We start from the raw sequence: 15,716 nt of genomic DNA, 5'->3' as shown, positions 1-15,716 counted from the left end.
CTCTAATTCGCCGCGACCGCAAGGTTGACGATCTTCTCGCCCTGCAGCTTGCTCATCAGGCTCGCGACTTCGTCCTTGCTCATCGCCCTGTCGCCGAATTGCAGCCGGAACAGGCCCCCCCTCGCGTCGACGATCGAGGCCTGATAGCTGGCGAGCAGCGCGTTGATCTCGGAGACCTTGGCATCCTCCGCAAAACGCACCAGCGCGCGCGGCGGAGCCGAGGCTGCGCCAGCCCCCAGATCGCGTGTCAACGGATCGTTCATGCTGAGTGAAGCGGTCTGAAAGGTCGAGCCCTGGTTCTTCATGAGGACCGCGCCGATCACGCCCGCCTGCAACAGCAGCGCGAGCGCGCCGAGGCTGGCCGACCAGGCGAGCGTGCGCGGCGACAGGCTAGCGAAAAAACCGGAAAACCTCGCCGAAAGCTTCGAAAGCACCGAGGCCTTGCGCTCAGGCTCAGCATCGATCGCCGCGAACAATTTCTGCATGGCGCGCGCGGACGGCGCGCCGAGCGTTTCGTTCAGGTTGATCGTCTCGGCATATTCCTCGCGGATCACGGCGTGTTGCCTGGCGAGCTCGGGGTCGCGGGCCAGCGCCTCCTCGACGCGGCGCGCGTCGCGCGCGTTCAACGTGCCGGCGGCATGCCAGGGCAGCAGCATCTCGATGTCACTGGGATCCCGTTCCAGCATTTTTTTGCTCAATGCCATCATGGCCAGCCTCGTTCCACGCCGGCTGCCTTCAGCAGTTCGGCCAATTTCTTGCGCGCGTAAAACAGGCGCGTCTTCACCGTGTTCTCCGGGATTCCCACAATCTCGGCCACCTCCTCCACGCTCTTCTCGTGGTAGTAGACAAGATCGATGATCTCCCGGTGTTCCGCCGATAGTGCCGTCAGACACTTACGCAACGCATCACCGGTATTCTTCTTCGTGACCGCCACTTCGGGATTGTCGGACGTGTCCTCGATCGCGTTGGCGGCCTCGTCTTCCAGTTCAGCGTCCTTCCTGCGCCGGAGCGCAGAGAGAGCCTTGAACCGAGTAATCGCCAGGAGCCAGGTGGAGACGGCGGATCGGCCTTCGAACTTGCCGGCCTGACGCCACACATCGAGAAAAACCTCGCTGATGAGGTCCTCCGCAATCTGCTCGTCCCGAACGAGCCGGAGCCCGAAGCGGAACACCCTGACTTGGTGCCGTCCGTACAGCACCTGCATGGCGAGCCGGTCGCCTTGCGCGATTCTCGCGATAAGGACTTCGTCCGTAGCCGCAGTTGCGCTCAATGGCCGTCTCGCAGGGTTGGTCGGGTGGGGTAGGCCGACGGTTCGATCGCGGCGGCAAGATTCTTTAGGCTAGCCGTATACCTTGCCAGCATATGTGACTTACCGCACAGAATCGGAAATTCAAGCTCCGCGCGACAGCGTGGTAAGCGACGAGTCGACAACAACGGTATCATAGTATGCGCCACTTTCATTGAGCGCCGCCTTGCACACGACGGACACTCCGATCGAGCGGCCGCCGTGTCGCCCCTCAATCCCGGCAGGTCGCCAAATTTCCCTTGCCGATCAAGGGCTACAGTTGGTGTCGCATGGCACCGGAATCGGGTTCCGAAAGATACCAAACCTAAAGGCTTTACCACGTAGATTTTAGCCGCTGATTTTCCTTGAGTGGCGAGACAATGGGCACTGTTGCGCCGTCCTTCCTGGATCCGACCACGGCTGAAATGTTCCTTGAGGGGCGCGCGCTGAGTTCCAGCCCGATCACCCGCGAGGTGACGGCGCGCCGCGTTCGGCAACGCCGACAGATGCATCTCGTCCAGGCGTTCAGTTACTCGCTGGGCACCCTCGATCTCTTGCTCTATTCCTACGCCGGAACGGTCTCGATCAGCGTTCCGTCCGTCTTCTGGGTGAGCGGGCTCGTCCTGATCGGCTTCTTCGCCGTGCTGTCGGACATCGGCTTCAACGACAGGTTTGAGGATCACTATCTCACTGTCTTTCAGGTCAGCGGCCATCTCGCCTTGCAGCTCGGCTTTCTTGTCGCTGTGCCGAAGATCGGCTTCGCCTTCATCAGCGTGCTGTTCCTGGTCTTCGCCTTCGGCGCGCTGCGGATGACCTCCCGGCAGGCGGCCATCACCTGGACGCTCCTGACCGCCGGCCTCATTGCTATCTTCCTCTTCTCCGATCTGCCAATCGGCATGCCGCTCACCAACAAGATCGAGCGCCTCGCAGCCCTGCTGTGCGTTGTCCTCGTCATCGGACAGTGCGCATTTCTGGGATTGTTCGGCAGCACGCTTCGAAAGACCCTCTATCGGCGCAGCGTCGAACTCAAGGAAGCCTATCGGCGCATCGAGGAGCTCGCCGAGCTCGACGAATTGACCGGCTCGTTCAACCGTCGCTCGATCATGCGCATCCTGGAAGAGGAACTGGTCCGCACCCAGCGCAGCGATGCGCCCTGCTCGATTGCGCTGATCGATCTCGACTTTTTCAAGCGCATCAACGACGCCTACGGCCATCCGACCGGCGACGAAGTGCTGCGCACCTTTGCCATCACCACGTTCGCCAACATCCGCACCATCGACAGGTTCGGTCGCTACGGCGGCGAGGAGTTTCTGCTGGTGCTGCCCGATACGTCCGAGGATGCGGCCTTTCGCATGCTCGACCGGCTGCGCGCCATCATCGCCGAGCTCGACTGGAGCGCGTTCTCGCCGGGCATGCGCGTCACGATCTCCGCGGGCGTTGCAACGCTGCGCGGAGGCGAGACGTCCGACAACTTCCTCGCGCGCGCCGACAGCGCGCTTTACGCTTCGAAAGCGCGAGGACGCAACCGCATCACGAATGCCTAGGACCAAAGCCATTTCCGTTTCCGCGGGCCAGAAAGCGCCGGCGGCTCAACGCTCCAGGACAGAGACCATGAGTTCGAATTCTGCCGCGACCCCGGAAAGCCTGCTCGACGAGCTGCAATCGACGCTCGCACACGGCACGGTGGCGCGCCGTGTCCAGACACTCCGCCGCGTCACCGACCTGTTCATCAACGGCGCGGTGGATTATTCCGACGAGCAGATCGGCCTGTTCGACGACGTGTTCCAGTGCCTGATCCGCCACATCGAGGTGTCCGCCAGGGCCCTGCTCGCGAGCCGCCTCGCACCGATCGATACGGCCCCGCCGCAGACCATCCGCACGCTCGCCTTCGACGACGTCATCGAGGTTGCCGGCCCCGTGCTGACGCAATCCGCGCGGCTCGACGACGACACGCTGATCGAGACCGCGCGCAACAAAAGCCAGGCGCACTTGATGGCGATCTCCAAACGCAGGGTGCTCTCCAATGCCGTCACCGACGTGCTGGTGCTGCGCGGCAATGACGAGGTGGTGCAGAGCACGGTCAACAATCCCGGCGCGGAGTTTTCCGAGCGCTGTTTCACCCGCCTCGTCAACCGCGCCGAAGGCGACGACGAGCTTTGCACCTGCCTCGGCCTGCGGCCGCAGATGCCGCGGCATCTGTACCTGAAGCTGCTCGCGAAAGCCTCCGACACCGTGCGCCAGCGGCTTGAGGCGGCCCATCCGAAGCAGTCTGCCGAGGTGCCCGGCGCGGTGCGCGAGGCGACGCGGCGGGCGCGCTCGTCGAAATCCTCGATGACGCAGCAAACCGCGATCGCGCACGCGCTGGTGAAATCGCTGTTCGAGGATGGCCGCCTCGACGAGCACCAGGTGGCGCAGTTCGCCGAAGCCGGCAAGTTCGACGAGGCCAATGCGGCGATCGCAGCCCTTGCCAACCTGCCCGTGACGACCGCCGAGAGCATGATGGTGGAATCCCGCTCCGAGGGCGTGATGATCCTGTGCAAGGTCTCGGGGATGTCGTGGTCGACCGTGAAGGCGATCATCAACATGCGCGACGATCTCCTGGGCGGCGAGCCGACGGACCTGCAGGCCAGCAAGGAAACCTATGAGCGCCTGCGGCCGTCCACCGCCCAGCAGGTGCTGCGCTTCCACCGCATGCAGCAGACCTGGTCGCCGCCGACCGCGCCGGCGGCGTGAGCTTCCCACGGAGATGATTGTAGCCCGCATGAGCCGGGATATCGCTTCCGTCTTTGCTCTTCGAGCTACGGCGGACAAGTCGCTCATCCGGGCTAGAGCTCGATGCATTTTCAAATATTCAAATAGCCTCTCCGTCATTGCGAGCCAACGGGTCCGCGCGAACGCGCGGCCCCGTTGGCTCGCAATGACTAGAGGGCACACCTTCGCATTCCCGCGACATGATTGGCCCGAGCTTTGCGTCAGCTTACCCTCATCAAAAGTCAGGGCGCAGGGAATGCCGGGTGCAGGCCGCACCCGCGAGCTTTGCGTGCAAAGAAAGTGCACTTACGCACGCAAGCAACAACAGGGCAGCCAGAACAACCGGCATTCCCCGCGCAATGGTTTACGGCTTATACGCGATCTCCCCGGTGTGCCGGGCTTGTTAGCCACCGTCGCCTGACGGGTTCGTCGCCCGCAAGCTTGACACCAGCGTCGGGGTGCCAGGACCACGCGATTTCGCCGTCCGCGTCAGCCGCGTTCGTCTCACGCAGCTCACGCGTCCATCGCATCCCGCCCCACATCTCGTGACGATCGGCCGAAACGCCCCTCTTGCCGGAGCGGGATGCGCGCAACAAATCATGATATTCCGAAAAACGGAAGCAGAATATTTTTGCGCCGAGGGCTTGACTTCGCTTCTGATAAGGCGAAGTCACGCGAAGTGATTTGCCCGTCGATGCAAAATCGGTTGCGGCAGCGGGTCCAATCAAGGCTTCCGGGCTCCGAGAACCAGGGGATGGTACAGCAACGCCCGAAGGAGGAACGGCGCCATGACGAGCAAAGGCAACAGCCAGTAGGTAACGTGCGGAAGATCCCTCCACACCGGCAATTGTTTTCCGTTGTCAACATAGAAGGCGATCAGCATCAGGACATAAGACAGGCTCATTCCGGTCATGTGCAGCCTGATCCATTGCTTCCAACGCAGTCGAAGCGCCGAACGGCCAAACCAGGCGCAAGCGAAGGAGCAAGCTCCCAAAACGAACAGGTGGTAGTTTTCGCGCCAGCGCATGACCGAGAGAAATGTCGCGGAGGCGAACAACGCCAGCACGCACCAGAAGTAGATACTGCCGAACGTGGAATGGCGCCCCCGCCTTTTGCGCAAGAGCATCGCAACCGCGCCCGCGACAACGCAGGCGATCCCCAGCGGGATATGCACGCCGGCAATCACGGCCAGGAAAGCCGGATCGGTCGAGGGAATGACAATTCCCGCAATCGTGGTCGTATCTCCGCCCATGCCATCCATTGTCGTTGCTTGACAACCAGTCGACAATTCAATATTCGTTGAAATATGGAAAAGACAGATGCCGTGGCGGCGCTTGCGGCGCTCGCGCAGGACAATCGCCTCGACGTGTTCCGCCTCTTGGTGCAGACCGGCCCCGACGGCATGCCAGCGGGCGCAGTCGCCGACGCACTTGGTCTTGCGCCCAACACGCTGACCTTTCATTTCGACCGCCTGCGAATGGCGGGCCTCGTCACCGCGCGCCGCGACGGCCGCTCGATCATCTATGCCGCGCGGTTCGACACCATGAATGCGCTCGTCGGCTTTCTCACAGAAAACTGCTGCGGCGGGGTTTCCTGCACCCCTGCTGTGGCCTGCAAACCCGCGCGCAAGCGCTCGAAAATTCCGGCCTGAAAGGACACGCCATGAAGCGCCTCCATGTTCACGTCTCCGTCGAGGATATCTCGCGTTCCGTCGGATTCTATTCTGCGCTGTTCGCGGCGAAACCGACCGTGGTCAAACCCGACTATGCGAAATGGATGCTGGAGGATCCGCGCGTCAATTTCGCGATCTCCACGCGCGGGCGCGAACCAGGTCTCGATCATCTCGGCATCCAGGTCGAGAACACCGACGAGCTGCACGAGGTCTATGCGCGCTTGCGTGAGGCCGGCGGCAACGTCATCGAGCAGGGCGAGACCACCTGCTGCTATGCCAAGTCCGAGAAATCCTGGATCGACGATCCCGCGGGTATCGCGTGGGAGACGTTCCACACCAAGGGCGAAAGCACCGTCTATGGCGACGGGAGTGGCGAGAACACCGCCCGCATCGCCCATGAAAAAGCGAGCGCATGCTGCGCGCCGCAGCCCACGGCGAAACCCGCCTCCGCCTGCTGCTAGCAGAGACCGCATCAATGGACGTCATCATCTACCACAACCCCGATTGCGGCACGTCGCGCAACACGCTCGCGATGATCCGCAATGCCGGCATCGAGCCGCATGTCGTCGAATATCTGAAGACGCCGCCATCCCGCTCGCTCCTGAAACAGTTGATTGCGCGCATGGGTGTTCCGGTGCGCGATATCCTGCGCGAGAAAGGCACGCCGTTTCATGAATTGGGGCTCGGCAATCCGAAGCTGGGCGATGATGAGTTGCTGGACGCGATGATGGCGCATCCGGTCCTGATCAACCGGCCGATTGTCGTAACGCCGAAGGGCGTGCGGCTGTGTCGCCCCTCCGAGAGGGTGATGGACTTGCTGCCGCCGCAGCACGGCGCGTTTGTCAAGGAAGACGGCGAGCGCGTCGTCGATCCGCGAAGCCCGGCGGCGGCGTGATGGCCTCGCTCACTCAGCGTCTTGTCGCCGAGTGGCTCGGCACGGCATTCCTGCTCGCCGCCGTGGTGGGGTCGGGAATCATGGCGCAAAGGCTTGCCGACGGGAATGTTGCGCTGGCGCTGCTCTGCAACACCATCCCGACCGGCGCGATCCTGGTGGTGCTGATCCTGATTTTCGGTCCGCTCTCGGGCGGGCATTTCAATCCGGCCGTGACGCTGGCCTTCGCCTGGCGCGCTAAATTGCCGTGGGCGACCGCAGCCCTCTACATCATCGCGCAAATCGCCGGCGGCATTGCCGGCGTGTGGGCCGCACATCTGATGTTCGAGCTGCCGCTGTGGCAGTCCTCGCTCACCGTGCGCACCGGCACCGGACAATGGTTTGCCGAGGGCGTCGCGACCTTCGGCCTCTTGCTGACGATCTTCGGTTGCGTCGCTCGCGCGCCAAGTGCCGTCCCCTACGCCGTCGGCCTCTACATCACTTCGGCCTACTGGTTCACGGCCTCGACGTCGTTCGCCAATCCCGCCGTAACGATTGCACGCTCGCTATCGAATACGTTTGCCGGCATCGCGCCGAGTAGCGTCCCCGCCTTCATCAGCGCGCAATTGCTTGGAGCCGCGCTCGCTGTGGTGCTTTCGGGATGGCTGTGGGAACACAAGCCGAAGCCGGCGTAGATCGTAGGGCGGGTTAGCGGAGCGTAACCCGCCGCTGTCGAACCGCGGATCCAGTTGGCGGATTACGCTAACGCTAATCCGCCCTACGAATCCCTCAAAACCTTAGCACCCGCGATCCCACCACGGCGCCGATCGCTGTGACGATGGTGGTTGCAAGCGTGTACCAAGTGGCGACGAAGAGCGGCGAGTCGTCGGTGCAATGCGAGGCGTAGAGGGTTGCCGCGAGGCCCGACGACAACAGGCCGGCCATCGCGCCTGCCAGCGCTGGCCTACTCGGCGCGCCGTGGCGCAGCCCGATGAGCGAGGCCGCCAGGAGCGGCAGCGACATCAGCGGCACCGTACTCATGCATATCCTGGAATTGTGCCCCACCAGCCGCGTCATCATCGGCAGCCGCTGCGGCATCATCATCTCGCCCGAGATGCCGGCGACCAGAAGCAGAGGCGGAATCGCGAGCAGCCAGACAAAGCCGCGCAGCGAGGCCTCGGGCCGCGACAGATGCAGGCTGATGGTGATCGCCGCTGTCGCGAGCGCCAGTGTCACCGCGAATTTCAGATCGAAGAACGGATTATGCATCGCGGTCTCGACGTCGGGCCGCACACCGAGCGCCGCCACGAACATCAGGATCGATACGGGTGCTGCCGCAAACAGCGCCATCGCCAGCACATGGCTGACGGGACGCGCGCGCGTATTGTCCACCGCGAGGGTCTTGATGAGCTGATCGGTATCCATTCTCACTGTTCCCTCAGTTTCGCGGTGAGGCTCGCGAGCCCCCGATGCAGCGCGACGCGCACCGCACCCTCGCTCATCGCGAACTTTCTCGCCGTATCCCTGATCGAGGCGCTGTCGACTGCGATCGACTGCAGCACGTCGCGCTGGCGCGCCGGCAGCGTCTTCAGTTGCGCGGCTACTTCGCTCGGCGACGCCGTCGCCTCCGCCGGCGTGCCGGCCAGCGTCTCGGAAAACTCGTCGATGTTGACGAACACGCGTTTTCCGCGCCTGCGCAGCGCATCGATCAGCTTGTTGCGCGCAATCGCAAACAGCCACGGCGCGAACGGCGCAGCCGCGTCCCATGTATGCCGTTTCAGATGCACCGCGAGCAGAATGTCCTGCACGATATCCTCGGCTTGATCGACCGGTTGACCCGCGCGCGCAAGGCCCCGGCGCGCAGCCGCCCGCAGCACCGGCGTGACCGCCTTGAGCAGCCGATGATACGCCGCGCTGTCTCCGGATATGGCCGACCGCATCAGGCCGGTCCACTCATCTTCACGTTCGCGCACGCGCGCTCCAGTATTTCAATTCGGTCGATGTTTCAGATTGTTACGGGGCAAACTTCTAATCACGAAGTCGTGATAACGACGCCGGACCGCGCCACCACCGATTCCCGCGATGACGCATCTCACCGTTGCCGATCGCTCATAACATCGATTGCGGCTGCTCGCACCGTGGCATTGATTTCAAACACGATTCACTCACGAAATTTCGATTGTGACTCACGCTGATTCGCATCTGCCCAGCTTTCGCCCGTTGTGGGCCAAAGATTCCCTTTTTCCGCCCCGCTGCGGACATGTCGCCGGGTCTCTTTCGCTTCACTGGGACAGGGACTGGCACTTTGGGGAGATCTGCCAAATGACCAAGAAACTAAGCGGGCGCACCGCCGTCATTCTCGCGTTCGGAGTTCTCATGGGGTCTTCCGTTTTGGGGCTTTCAGGGCCGTCGTTCGCCGGGCCTGCCGAAGCACCGCCCGACAATGCCGCCGTGACGGCACCCGCCAATCCCGCCGACACGCAAGCCGCTCCTGGGGACCAGGCGGCACCCACCAATCAACTCTCAGACAGCGACCGCTCTGCCCATCAGGACGACCTGCGCCAGCCAGTCATCGTGACACAACAAAGCGAGACGCAGGTCCCGCAGGCCGAGCCTCAGCAGGCCCCGCGCGCCGCGCCCGTCGTCGCCGGCAGCCAGAGCGCGACCTGGGACGAGACCTCGCTGATCGGAAAGATCTTCATCGGTTTCGGCGCGCTGCTCACGATCGCCTCTGCCGCGCGCATGTTCATGGCGTAGTTGGGCAAGCAACCTCACCCACTTGAAGCCCACCCCGCCAGGGGGCACATTGCCCGCGCAATTGCTTGATGCGGGGTGGGTCATGAGCACATTCGAACACATCATTGTTGAAAGCCGCGGGGCCGTCGGCATCATCAGGCTCAACCGGCCCAAGATGCTGAATGCGCTGTCGTTCGGCGTGTTCCGCGAGATCGCCGCTGCGGTCGACGATCTCGAGGCCGATGAGACGATCGGCTGCATCGTCGTGACCGGCAACGACAAGGCGTTTGCCGCCGGCGCCGACATCAAGGAAATGCAGCCGAAAGGCTTCATCGACATGCTCTCGAGCGACTTCGCCTCGATCGGCGGCGATCGCGTCGCCAAATGCCGCAAGCCGACCATTGCCGCGGTCGCCGGCTACGCGCTTGGCGGCGGCTGCGAGCTTGCGATGATGTGCGACATCATCATCGCCGCCGACACCGCCAAATTCGGCCAGCCCGAAATCACGCTCGGCACCATCCCCGGTATCGGCGGTACGCAGCGGCTGACGCGCGCGGTCGGCAAATCCAAGGCTATGGATCTGTGCCTGACCGGCCGCATGATGGATGCGGCGGAAGCCGAGCGAAGCGGGCTTGTGAGCCGCGTGGTGCCGGCGGACAAGTTGATGGACGAGGCGATGGCGGCGGCAGAGAAGATTGCGTCGATGTCGCAGCCGGCGGCGGCGATGGCGAAAGAGGCCGTCAACCGCGCCTTCGAGACCACATTGAGCGAGGGCATCAACGTCGAGCGCAACCTGTTCCACTCGACCTTTGCGCTCGAAGACCGCTCCGAAGGCATGGCCGCCTTCATCGAGAAGCGCAAGCCGGCGAACAAGAACAGGTAGCCGTCGCTTCCTTCGTCATTGCGAGCGAAGCGAAGCAATCCAGAGCAACCCGCAAGGTGTGGATTGCTTCGTCGCTGCGCTCCTCGCAATGACGAGCCAAATTGCTGATTCGTAGAGTGGGCAAAGCGAAGCGTGCCCACCGATCAAAGGGGCGCTGTTGGTGGTGGGCACGGCGCAAGAGCGCCTTTGCCCACCCTACCGGAGCCTACCCCGCCCTGCTCTCTTCCAGCGCCGCGCTCACCAGCGCGCGGTACATGCGCTCGGCGAATGTCGCGGGCTTGTCGAGCCCGAGCCGTGCCAGGCATTCGGAATCGGCCGGACCCGGCGGATGTGTCACGCCGCGCCAGAGGAGATGGGCCAGATGCAGCGGCGCGTGCTGGGCGTCCTGCAATATCTGCAGTGCCGGGATCAGGCGCTGCTCCACTTCGGTGAAATCACTGCCGAACGGAAACGACGGCAAGAGGCCCGCGTCGCGCGCGGATTTTAGTGCTGCGGCGATCCACTCGGGCGTGTTGTCGCGATGCGCGCGTGGAATCTCAAATCCCTTCGGCAGCTTGCCGGCATCCTTGGCGGCGCGCGCCAGTTCCTCCTGGAAGCGTGAATCTGCGATCGACAGCATCGCCACGATCACGTCCGCGTCGGACTTGCCGCGAAGATCAGCGACACCGTATTCGGTAATGATGACGTCGCGCAGGTGCCGCGGGATCGTCTCGTGCCCGTAGCTCCAGCGGATATTCGACTGCACCGTCCTTCCCGCCTGCCGGGTCGCCTCCAGCGCCAGAATTGACCGCGCGCCGGAAAGCGCGAACGCCTGTGCCACGAAATTGTATTGACCGCCGACGCCGCTCACGACCTGCCCGTTCTCCAGTCCGTCGGAAACCACGGCGCCCATCAGGGTAACCATCATCGCATTGTTGATGAAGCGGGCGTCGATGCGCGCGCGGCGTTTCGTCTCCTCATCGCCATAGAGCTCGTTGGTGAAGGACACCGGCATCATCCGGATGCGCGCGATGTCTTCGGGCGTCATCTCGCGAAACGCGCGATAGAACGCTTTCGGCCCGAGGAAGAAGGCCCCGTGCAACACGACACCATCGACCGCGCGCTTGAGGATGCCGGCCTCGATCAGGGCGACAAAGCCTTCCGTGATCATCTCGCTGACGCCATAGAGGCCCTTTTCGAAAGAGGCCGTCTCCGGCGTTCCCTGCGCAGGCGTCGCAGGCGCAAGCCGCCGGACAAGGCTAGCGAACTGCCCACTGTCCCGATGGCGAAGGATCAGCGCCTGCGCCACCGCATCGCCGATCTGCCCGATGCCGATCTGTAAGGTGCCGCCGTCGCGCACGAGGCCAGCCGCATGCAGGCCGATCGCATAGCGAACGTCACCGATCGGCTCGGCCGGCGGTGCGAACAGCGAAAAATCGCAGGCCGGGCTGTCGAGCACTGCGCTGAACTCGTCGCCGGAGAGATCGCCCGGCCCCGGCATGAACGGCAGCTCGGAATTGACCTGCCCAATCAGCTTGAAGGATGCGCGGCCTTCGTTGCGCGCCCGCAACACGTCGAGGGTGGTGTCGGTGTTGCAGGACAGGCTATAGCGCGGCACGCCGTCAGTGACGCGCTTGGCCACGAGCTGCAGGACGACGTTGAGCCCGGAGGCGAGCAGGTAGGGCGCTGCATGGGTATAGTTTGCCGAGATATAGTTCTGCTGCGCCTGGGCGACATGCAGCCAGCGCCCGGCGAGAAAGAAGAACTCTATAACGCGGATGTTGGGCGGCAGGCGACCTGCCCGCAACGGCGCCGCATAGGCGAGATCGGGATAGTCGCCGAACAGGCGATCGATCACCGGCGCGATGAAGCGCCATTGCACCAGATTCTTCGGTGTCGGCTTCTCCAGCGTCAGCGCGGTGAAGAAGGTCAGATCGATCGAAGGGTCGGCGGCTGCGCGCGCATAGAGCGCGTTGACGATGTGGTTGGCCTTGCCGAGCCCGAGCGGCAGTCCCACCACGAGTTTCTTGCCGACGTCGCGGATGATGTCGTCGGCGATCGCGTCAGGATCGGTGAACAGTTTTGGCATCAGGTGAAGGACCGTGCGAAACAAGAGATTCTCAGCTATAGCGCATTAGAACGCGGAGCGGCCATGAACAAGCCAGACGTCTTTGCCGGACCATCCCAACCTTCGACGCCCATCAATTTCGATGTCCCGCCCGGCGCCTGCGACTGCCACACCCACATTCACGGCGATCCGGAAAAGTTTCCGTACGCCCCGGACCGGGTCTATACGCCCGAGCCTGCCAGCCCCGAACAGATGTCGGCGCTGCACAAGGCGCTGCATATCGAACGCGTGGTGATCGTGACGCCGAGCGTCTATGGCTCCGATAATTCGGCCTCCCTGCTCGGGATCAAGGCGCGCGGGAGAACCGCCCGCGGGGTTGCCGTGATCGACGACAAGACCAGCGAAGTCGATCTCGACGCCATGCATGCCGCGGGTTTCCGTGGCATCCGGCTTAACCTCGCGACGGGCGGGGTCAACGATCCCGATGTCGGGCGGACGCGGTTTTCGGCCGCCGTCGAACGCATGAAGGTGCGGGGCTGGCATGTGCAGCTCTTCACGTCGCTGGCCATGATCTCGGCGATCAAGGACCTGGTGGCAGCCACGCCCGTGCCCGTCGTGTTCGACCATTTCGGTGGCGCCGTGGCGGCAAAAGGCGTCGGGCAGCCCGGCTTTAACGATCTCCTTGCGCTCGTGAAATCCGGCAGGGCCTATGTGAAGGTCTCCGGTGCCTATCGCGCCTCCAGGCTCGCGCCGGACTATCGCGACGCTGCGCCGCTGGCGCAGGCACTGATCGCGGCCAACCCTGATCGCATCGTCTGGGGCACCGACTGGCCGCATCCGGATGCGATTGCGGGGCGAAAGGCGACCGACGTGACGCCGCTGCTCCAGATCGACGATGGCGCCATCCTGAACCAGGTACCGGCGTGGGCGCCGGATGCGGCGGTGCGCAAGAAGATCCTGGTCGACAATCCCGCGCGGCTCTACGGGTTTGGGTGAGCGGACGAGGAAAGCGCTTGAGGCGCGTGACGCGCCGCTAAAGGGTATTCGCGCAACCAGTTGCGAGACTTGCGTAATCCGCCGAAGGGAAAGAGGTGGAAGCCTGCGATCGCGCTCGTTGCGGCGGCTGGCGCGGCTTCCAGCGCGCGCATGACGTCGTCCGGACCTGTGTCGATAAGAAGGCGGCCATAACGGCCGATCTGGCCGCGCAACGCGCGCATGGAATTGCCGATGCCGCAGCGGAGCGCGAATTTTGTCAGGGTCGCCGGCGTCGCGGGTCCGGCGAGGCCGATGATGACCGGCAGGTCGATGTTGCGGGCCTCGAGCTCGCCCAAAAACCTCAGGATCGGCGCGCCCTCGAAACAGAATTGCGTGACGATGTCGACGCGGACACCAGTCTCGTGCGTCCAGTCGCGCCAGGTCTGCAGGCCGCGGAAGGCCGCCTCCCCGTCCAGAAACGGATGGCCCTCGGGATGGCCGGCGACGCTGACGCGCGTGATGCCGTGGGCCTCCAGGAGCCCTGTCGCGGCGACGTCCCGGCTCGACTTGAACGGGCCCTTCGCTCCCGCGACATCGCCTGCGATCAGGAGCACGCGGCGAACATCGGCGTCGCTGCGCAGCCGCGCGACAAAATCGTTCAAGCCATCGCGGGACGGGATCTCGCGCGCAGCGATGTGCGGCACCGGCTCGTAGCCCAGGCGGCGCAAGTCGCGCGCGGTTTCGACATTGGTGCGGACATTGTCGCCGGGAAGAAAGGTGATGGTGACCTCGGTGCCGGGAGCGAAGCTTTCGCGCAACGCCTGCAACTGATGGCCATGCGAGGAGATTTCCACCGAGGCGGAGGCAAGCAGCGTGACAAGGCCTTCGGAGCACGCGGTCATCGGCTGCCTCCGTCAGGCCGGCGCCCGGCGGCGCGAGATGACATAGGTCTCGTCGTTGAACCAGAGGCCGCCATGCTTCTTCAAGACGCGATCGGTCGCCTCGAGATAGCGGCCGTCGCGCACGACTTCGGACAGGCGGTTGTCCTCGATCTGCGCCACGTAGATCGCCGCATTCCAAGCCGCAAACAGCGTCGAGGTGCCGATCGGGCCGCTCACCTCGTCGGGCAGCGTGTGCATGTGGTAGCGGAAGATCGAGCGCGCGTCGGATGACGCGTTGAAATTATAGTGGCGCGCAGCCGAGCCCAACTCGTGCTTGACCTGGCGCAGGAGCGCATAGCGATCGGTCTTGAAGGGATCCTCGTCGGGCCAGACCTGGTCGATGATCTCCATGCCGGGGTCGTGGCCATGCGAATGGATGCCGATCAGCCGGCCGCCGGGCCGGAGCGAGCGCACCAGCGGCGTCACCACCTTGGAGGCCTTGAACTCGACACCGATGCGGGCGCGATAGGGCTGCGAGGCGATCACGAGGTCGTAGTCGGCCATGACGCGGCCCGGCCGTGGCATGATCGGGTCGAGCAGGAAGGAATGATCCTCGCGCCGCAGCGTCAGCACGATCGGCCGCTGGTAGACGGGATTGCCGGTCCTGGCGCTGATGCCGGCGCGCCAGTTCTCGGCCAAAAACTTTTCGAGGTCCCCGATCTGCTCGGCAAAGCCGTGCGCGCTATTGCCGGACAGCATCACGTCCTTCCAGATCAGGCCTTGCGCTGATGTGACCGAGCGCGGCGTCAGCCACGGCGCCTCGGCATAATAGAGGTTGGTGACGACGAGCACGGTCGCGGGATGCTCGAACAGGCGGTCGGCCATCTTCTCCAGCATCATGCGCACATCTTCGTAGGAAATCTCCTTGGCGACGACGTAAAGCGGCATGGTCGGAAAGCGCGCGTGCAGCGCCCGCATCACCCGCGACAGCACGGTGCCGTCGCCGACGCCGGCATCGAACAGGCGCAGCGCCGGCGGCGACGGCTGCAGCGTTGCAAGCTCCAGCGAGACGCGGTTGGCGATCTCGGTCTTCTCGCTGCAGGTCGAGACGAACAGGAGATATTTTTGCCGGTTGTCGAAGAAGCGGAAGCCCGGCGGCACGACATCGGCGGTTGTGGCGGTGCCATTGGCGGGTCTGGCGGCAACGGCGGAAGCGCCGTTGCCATTGCCCGCATGATCGGGGCGATGCTCCGAGAGATAGGCGCGGACCTTGTCGAGCGTGCCGGTCGTGATCTTGGCGCCGTCACGCAGGCGCGACACCAGCTTGCCGTCATTGACGACGAGGCGGCCGAAGGTCGACTCCGCCGTCTGCGTCGCGCGGCAGTACTCCCTGATCTCGCCAAGGATCTCCTCCGAGGTCCCGCCCGGAGCGCGCGGCTGGTGCTCTTCGATCCGCATGGTTGCTCCCCGCGGTTTCCTTATGCCGAGTGCTCGATTATGCCGAGCACCCGGCTTTATCGCGTCGATTCGTTCGGTGAATGGAGCAATTTCCTGTGCACGACTCGGGATAATCCAGGGCCTTTCTCGAATAATCTAAGAGCTTTCCCGGTTGGCC

General features: G+C 63.9%; 17 protein-coding genes. 9 read left to right on the top strand and 8 right to left on the bottom strand.

Annotated features, from left to right (window positions below):
- Positions 1 to 2 precede the first annotated feature (2 nt).
- Together VKR55_RS25730 and VKR55_RS25725 are read right to left on the bottom strand one after the other, a co-directional pair.
- Positions 3 to 707, bottom strand: a complete 705-nt coding sequence (locus VKR55_RS25730) for a hypothetical protein (RefSeq protein ID WP_324407790.1) — start codon at positions 705 to 707, stop codon at positions 3 to 5.
- Positions 704 to 1,270: a sigma-70 family RNA polymerase sigma factor gene (locus VKR55_RS25725; protein ID WP_324407788.1), complete on the bottom strand. Its 567-nt coding sequence runs from the start codon at positions 1,268 to 1,270 to the stop codon at positions 704 to 706. The genes VKR55_RS25730 and VKR55_RS25725 overlap by 4 nt, the downstream gene beginning before the upstream one ends.
- Before the next feature lie 395 nt (positions 1,271 to 1,665).
- Here VKR55_RS25725 and VKR55_RS25720 point away from each other — a divergent pair, with 395 nt between their 5' ends.
- Positions 1,666 to 2,829: a GGDEF domain-containing protein gene (locus tag VKR55_RS25720; RefSeq protein ID WP_414642454.1), complete on the top strand. Its 1,164-nt coding sequence runs from the start codon at positions 1,666 to 1,668 to the stop codon at positions 2,827 to 2,829.
- 67 nt (positions 2,830 to 2,896) lie between these two features.
- Complete coding sequence (locus VKR55_RS25715) at positions 2,897 to 4,018, top strand: DUF2336 domain-containing protein (protein WP_324407786.1); 1,122 nt, start codon at positions 2,897 to 2,899, stop codon at positions 4,016 to 4,018.
- Positions 4,019 to 4,760: 742 nt separating this feature from the next.
- Here VKR55_RS25715 and VKR55_RS25710 read toward each other — a convergent pair.
- Positions 4,761 to 5,297 carry a hypothetical protein gene (locus tag VKR55_RS25710; RefSeq protein ID WP_324407784.1) on the bottom strand — a complete coding sequence of 179 codons (537 nt, stop codon included), beginning with the start codon at positions 5,295 to 5,297 and terminating at the stop codon, positions 4,761 to 4,763.
- A 45-nt stretch (positions 5,298 to 5,342) separates the two neighbouring features.
- Here VKR55_RS25710 and VKR55_RS25705 point away from each other — a divergent pair, with 45 nt between their 5' ends.
- The 4 genes from VKR55_RS25705 to VKR55_RS25690 are packed head-to-tail and all read left to right on the top strand — an operon-like array spanning position 5,343 to position 7,274.
- A complete protein-coding gene (locus VKR55_RS25705; RefSeq protein WP_324407782.1) occupies positions 5,343 to 5,687 on the top strand; it encodes an ArsR/SmtB family transcription factor in 345 nt (114 codons plus the stop codon).
- Positions 5,688 to 5,698: 11 nt separating this feature from the next.
- Complete coding sequence (locus tag VKR55_RS25700; protein ID WP_324407781.1) at positions 5,699 to 6,169, top strand: ArsI/CadI family heavy metal resistance metalloenzyme; 471 nt, start codon at positions 5,699 to 5,701, stop codon at positions 6,167 to 6,169.
- 14 nt (positions 6,170 to 6,183) lie between these two features.
- Positions 6,184 to 6,603, top strand: coding sequence for an arsenate reductase (glutaredoxin) (gene arsC, locus VKR55_RS25695; protein WP_324407779.1), 420 nt, complete (start codon positions 6,184 to 6,186; stop codon positions 6,601 to 6,603).
- On the top strand, positions 6,603 to 7,274 hold the full coding sequence (locus VKR55_RS25690; protein WP_324407778.1) for an MIP/aquaporin family protein: 672 nt from the start codon (positions 6,603 to 6,605) through the stop codon (positions 7,272 to 7,274). Before arsC ends, VKR55_RS25690 begins: the two co-directional genes overlap by 1 nt.
- 94 nt (positions 7,275 to 7,368) lie before the next feature.
- Here the strand turns inward: VKR55_RS25690 and VKR55_RS25685 are convergent, their stop codons facing one another.
- Both VKR55_RS25685 and VKR55_RS25680 read right to left on the bottom strand, forming a co-directional pair.
- On the bottom strand, positions 7,369 to 8,004 hold the full coding sequence (locus tag VKR55_RS25685; RefSeq protein WP_324407776.1) for a DUF1109 domain-containing protein: 636 nt from the start codon (positions 8,002 to 8,004) through the stop codon (positions 7,369 to 7,371).
- 2 nt (positions 8,005 to 8,006) lie between these two features.
- Positions 8,007 to 8,552: a sigma-70 family RNA polymerase sigma factor gene (locus VKR55_RS25680; RefSeq protein ID WP_324407775.1), complete on the bottom strand. Its 546-nt coding sequence runs from the start codon at positions 8,550 to 8,552 to the stop codon at positions 8,007 to 8,009.
- Positions 8,553 to 8,901: 349 nt separating this feature from the next.
- On the opposite strand from VKR55_RS25680, the gene VKR55_RS25675 reads away from it, so the two are divergent.
- Together VKR55_RS25675 and VKR55_RS25670 are read left to right on the top strand one after the other, a co-directional pair.
- Positions 8,902 to 9,336, top strand: coding sequence for a hypothetical protein (locus VKR55_RS25675; protein ID WP_324407774.1), 435 nt, complete (start codon positions 8,902 to 8,904; stop codon positions 9,334 to 9,336).
- Positions 9,337 to 9,418: 82 nt separating this feature from the next.
- The gene (locus tag VKR55_RS25670) at positions 9,419 to 10,198 is read left to right on the top strand and encodes an enoyl-CoA hydratase (RefSeq protein ID WP_324407772.1); all 780 of its coding nucleotides are present in this window, start codon (positions 9,419 to 9,421) and stop codon (positions 10,196 to 10,198) included.
- 205 nt (positions 10,199 to 10,403) lie between these two features.
- Here the strand turns inward: VKR55_RS25670 and VKR55_RS25665 are convergent, their stop codons facing one another.
- A complete protein-coding gene (locus VKR55_RS25665; protein WP_324407859.1) occupies positions 10,404 to 12,266 on the bottom strand; it encodes an acetyl-CoA hydrolase/transferase C-terminal domain-containing protein in 1,863 nt (620 codons plus the stop codon).
- 63 nt (positions 12,267 to 12,329) lie between these two features.
- Here VKR55_RS25665 and VKR55_RS25660 point away from each other — a divergent pair, with 63 nt between their 5' ends.
- Positions 12,330 to 13,241, top strand: coding sequence for an amidohydrolase family protein (locus VKR55_RS25660; protein WP_324407770.1), 912 nt, complete (start codon positions 12,330 to 12,332; stop codon positions 13,239 to 13,241).
- On the opposite strand, the gene VKR55_RS25655 is transcribed toward VKR55_RS25660, so the two are convergent.
- Entirely contained in the window at positions 13,226 to 14,122 is an 897-nt protein-coding gene (locus VKR55_RS25655; RefSeq protein WP_324407768.1) for a methylenetetrahydrofolate reductase, read from the bottom strand. The genes VKR55_RS25660 and VKR55_RS25655 overlap by 16 nt on opposite strands.
- 12 nt (positions 14,123 to 14,134) lie before the next feature.
- On the bottom strand, positions 14,135 to 15,559 hold the full coding sequence (locus VKR55_RS25650; protein WP_324407767.1) for a hypothetical protein: 1,425 nt from the start codon (positions 15,557 to 15,559) through the stop codon (positions 14,135 to 14,137).
- Between the last annotated feature and the right edge of the window lie 157 nt (positions 15,560 to 15,716).

It is taken from the genome of Bradyrhizobium sp. (assembly GCF_035309285.1).
GTDB lineage: Bacteria > Pseudomonadota > Alphaproteobacteria > Rhizobiales > Xanthobacteraceae > Bradyrhizobium.
This window is presented reverse-complemented; position numbering and strand designations above follow the sequence as displayed.

What these genes read in the sequence shown, in the direction of transcription:
- VKR55_RS25730 (WP_324407790.1), bottom strand. Translation starts at nt 707, where the DNA reads ATGATGGCATTGAGCAAAAAAATGCTGGAACGGGATCCCAGTGACATC.
- VKR55_RS25720 (WP_414642454.1), top strand. Translation starts at nt 1,666, where the DNA reads ATGGGCACTGTTGCGCCGTCCTTCCTGGATCCGACCACGGCTGAAATG.
- VKR55_RS25715 (WP_324407786.1), top strand. Translation starts at nt 2,897, where the DNA reads ATGAGTTCGAATTCTGCCGCGACCCCGGAAAGCCTGCTCGACGAGCTG.
- VKR55_RS25710 (WP_324407784.1), bottom strand. Translation starts at nt 5,297, where the DNA reads ATGGATGGCATGGGCGGAGATACGACCACGATTGCGGGAATTGTCATT.
- VKR55_RS25705 (WP_324407782.1), top strand. Translation starts at nt 5,343, where the DNA reads ATGGAAAAGACAGATGCCGTGGCGGCGCTTGCGGCGCTCGCGCAGGAC.
- VKR55_RS25700 (WP_324407781.1), top strand. Translation starts at nt 5,699, where the DNA reads ATGAAGCGCCTCCATGTTCACGTCTCCGTCGAGGATATCTCGCGTTCC.
- arsC (WP_324407779.1), top strand. Translation starts at nt 6,184, where the DNA reads ATGGACGTCATCATCTACCACAACCCCGATTGCGGCACGTCGCGCAAC.
- VKR55_RS25690 (WP_324407778.1), top strand. Translation starts at nt 6,603, where the DNA reads ATGGCCTCGCTCACTCAGCGTCTTGTCGCCGAGTGGCTCGGCACGGCA.
- VKR55_RS25685 (WP_324407776.1), bottom strand. Translation starts at nt 8,004, where the DNA reads ATGGATACCGATCAGCTCATCAAGACCCTCGCGGTGGACAATACGCGC.
- VKR55_RS25675 (WP_324407774.1), top strand. Translation starts at nt 8,902, where the DNA reads ATGACCAAGAAACTAAGCGGGCGCACCGCCGTCATTCTCGCGTTCGGA.
- VKR55_RS25670 (WP_324407772.1), top strand. Translation starts at nt 9,419, where the DNA reads ATGAGCACATTCGAACACATCATTGTTGAAAGCCGCGGGGCCGTCGGC.
- VKR55_RS25665 (WP_324407859.1), bottom strand. Translation starts at nt 12,266, where the DNA reads ATGCCAAAACTGTTCACCGATCCTGACGCGATCGCCGACGACATCATC.
- VKR55_RS25660 (WP_324407770.1), top strand. Translation starts at nt 12,330, where the DNA reads ATGAACAAGCCAGACGTCTTTGCCGGACCATCCCAACCTTCGACGCCC.
- VKR55_RS25655 (WP_324407768.1), bottom strand. Translation starts at nt 14,122, where the DNA reads ATGACCGCGTGCTCCGAAGGCCTTGTCACGCTGCTTGCCTCCGCCTCG.
- VKR55_RS25650 (WP_324407767.1), bottom strand. Translation starts at nt 15,559, where the DNA reads ATGCGGATCGAAGAGCACCAGCCGCGCGCTCCGGGCGGGACCTCGGAG.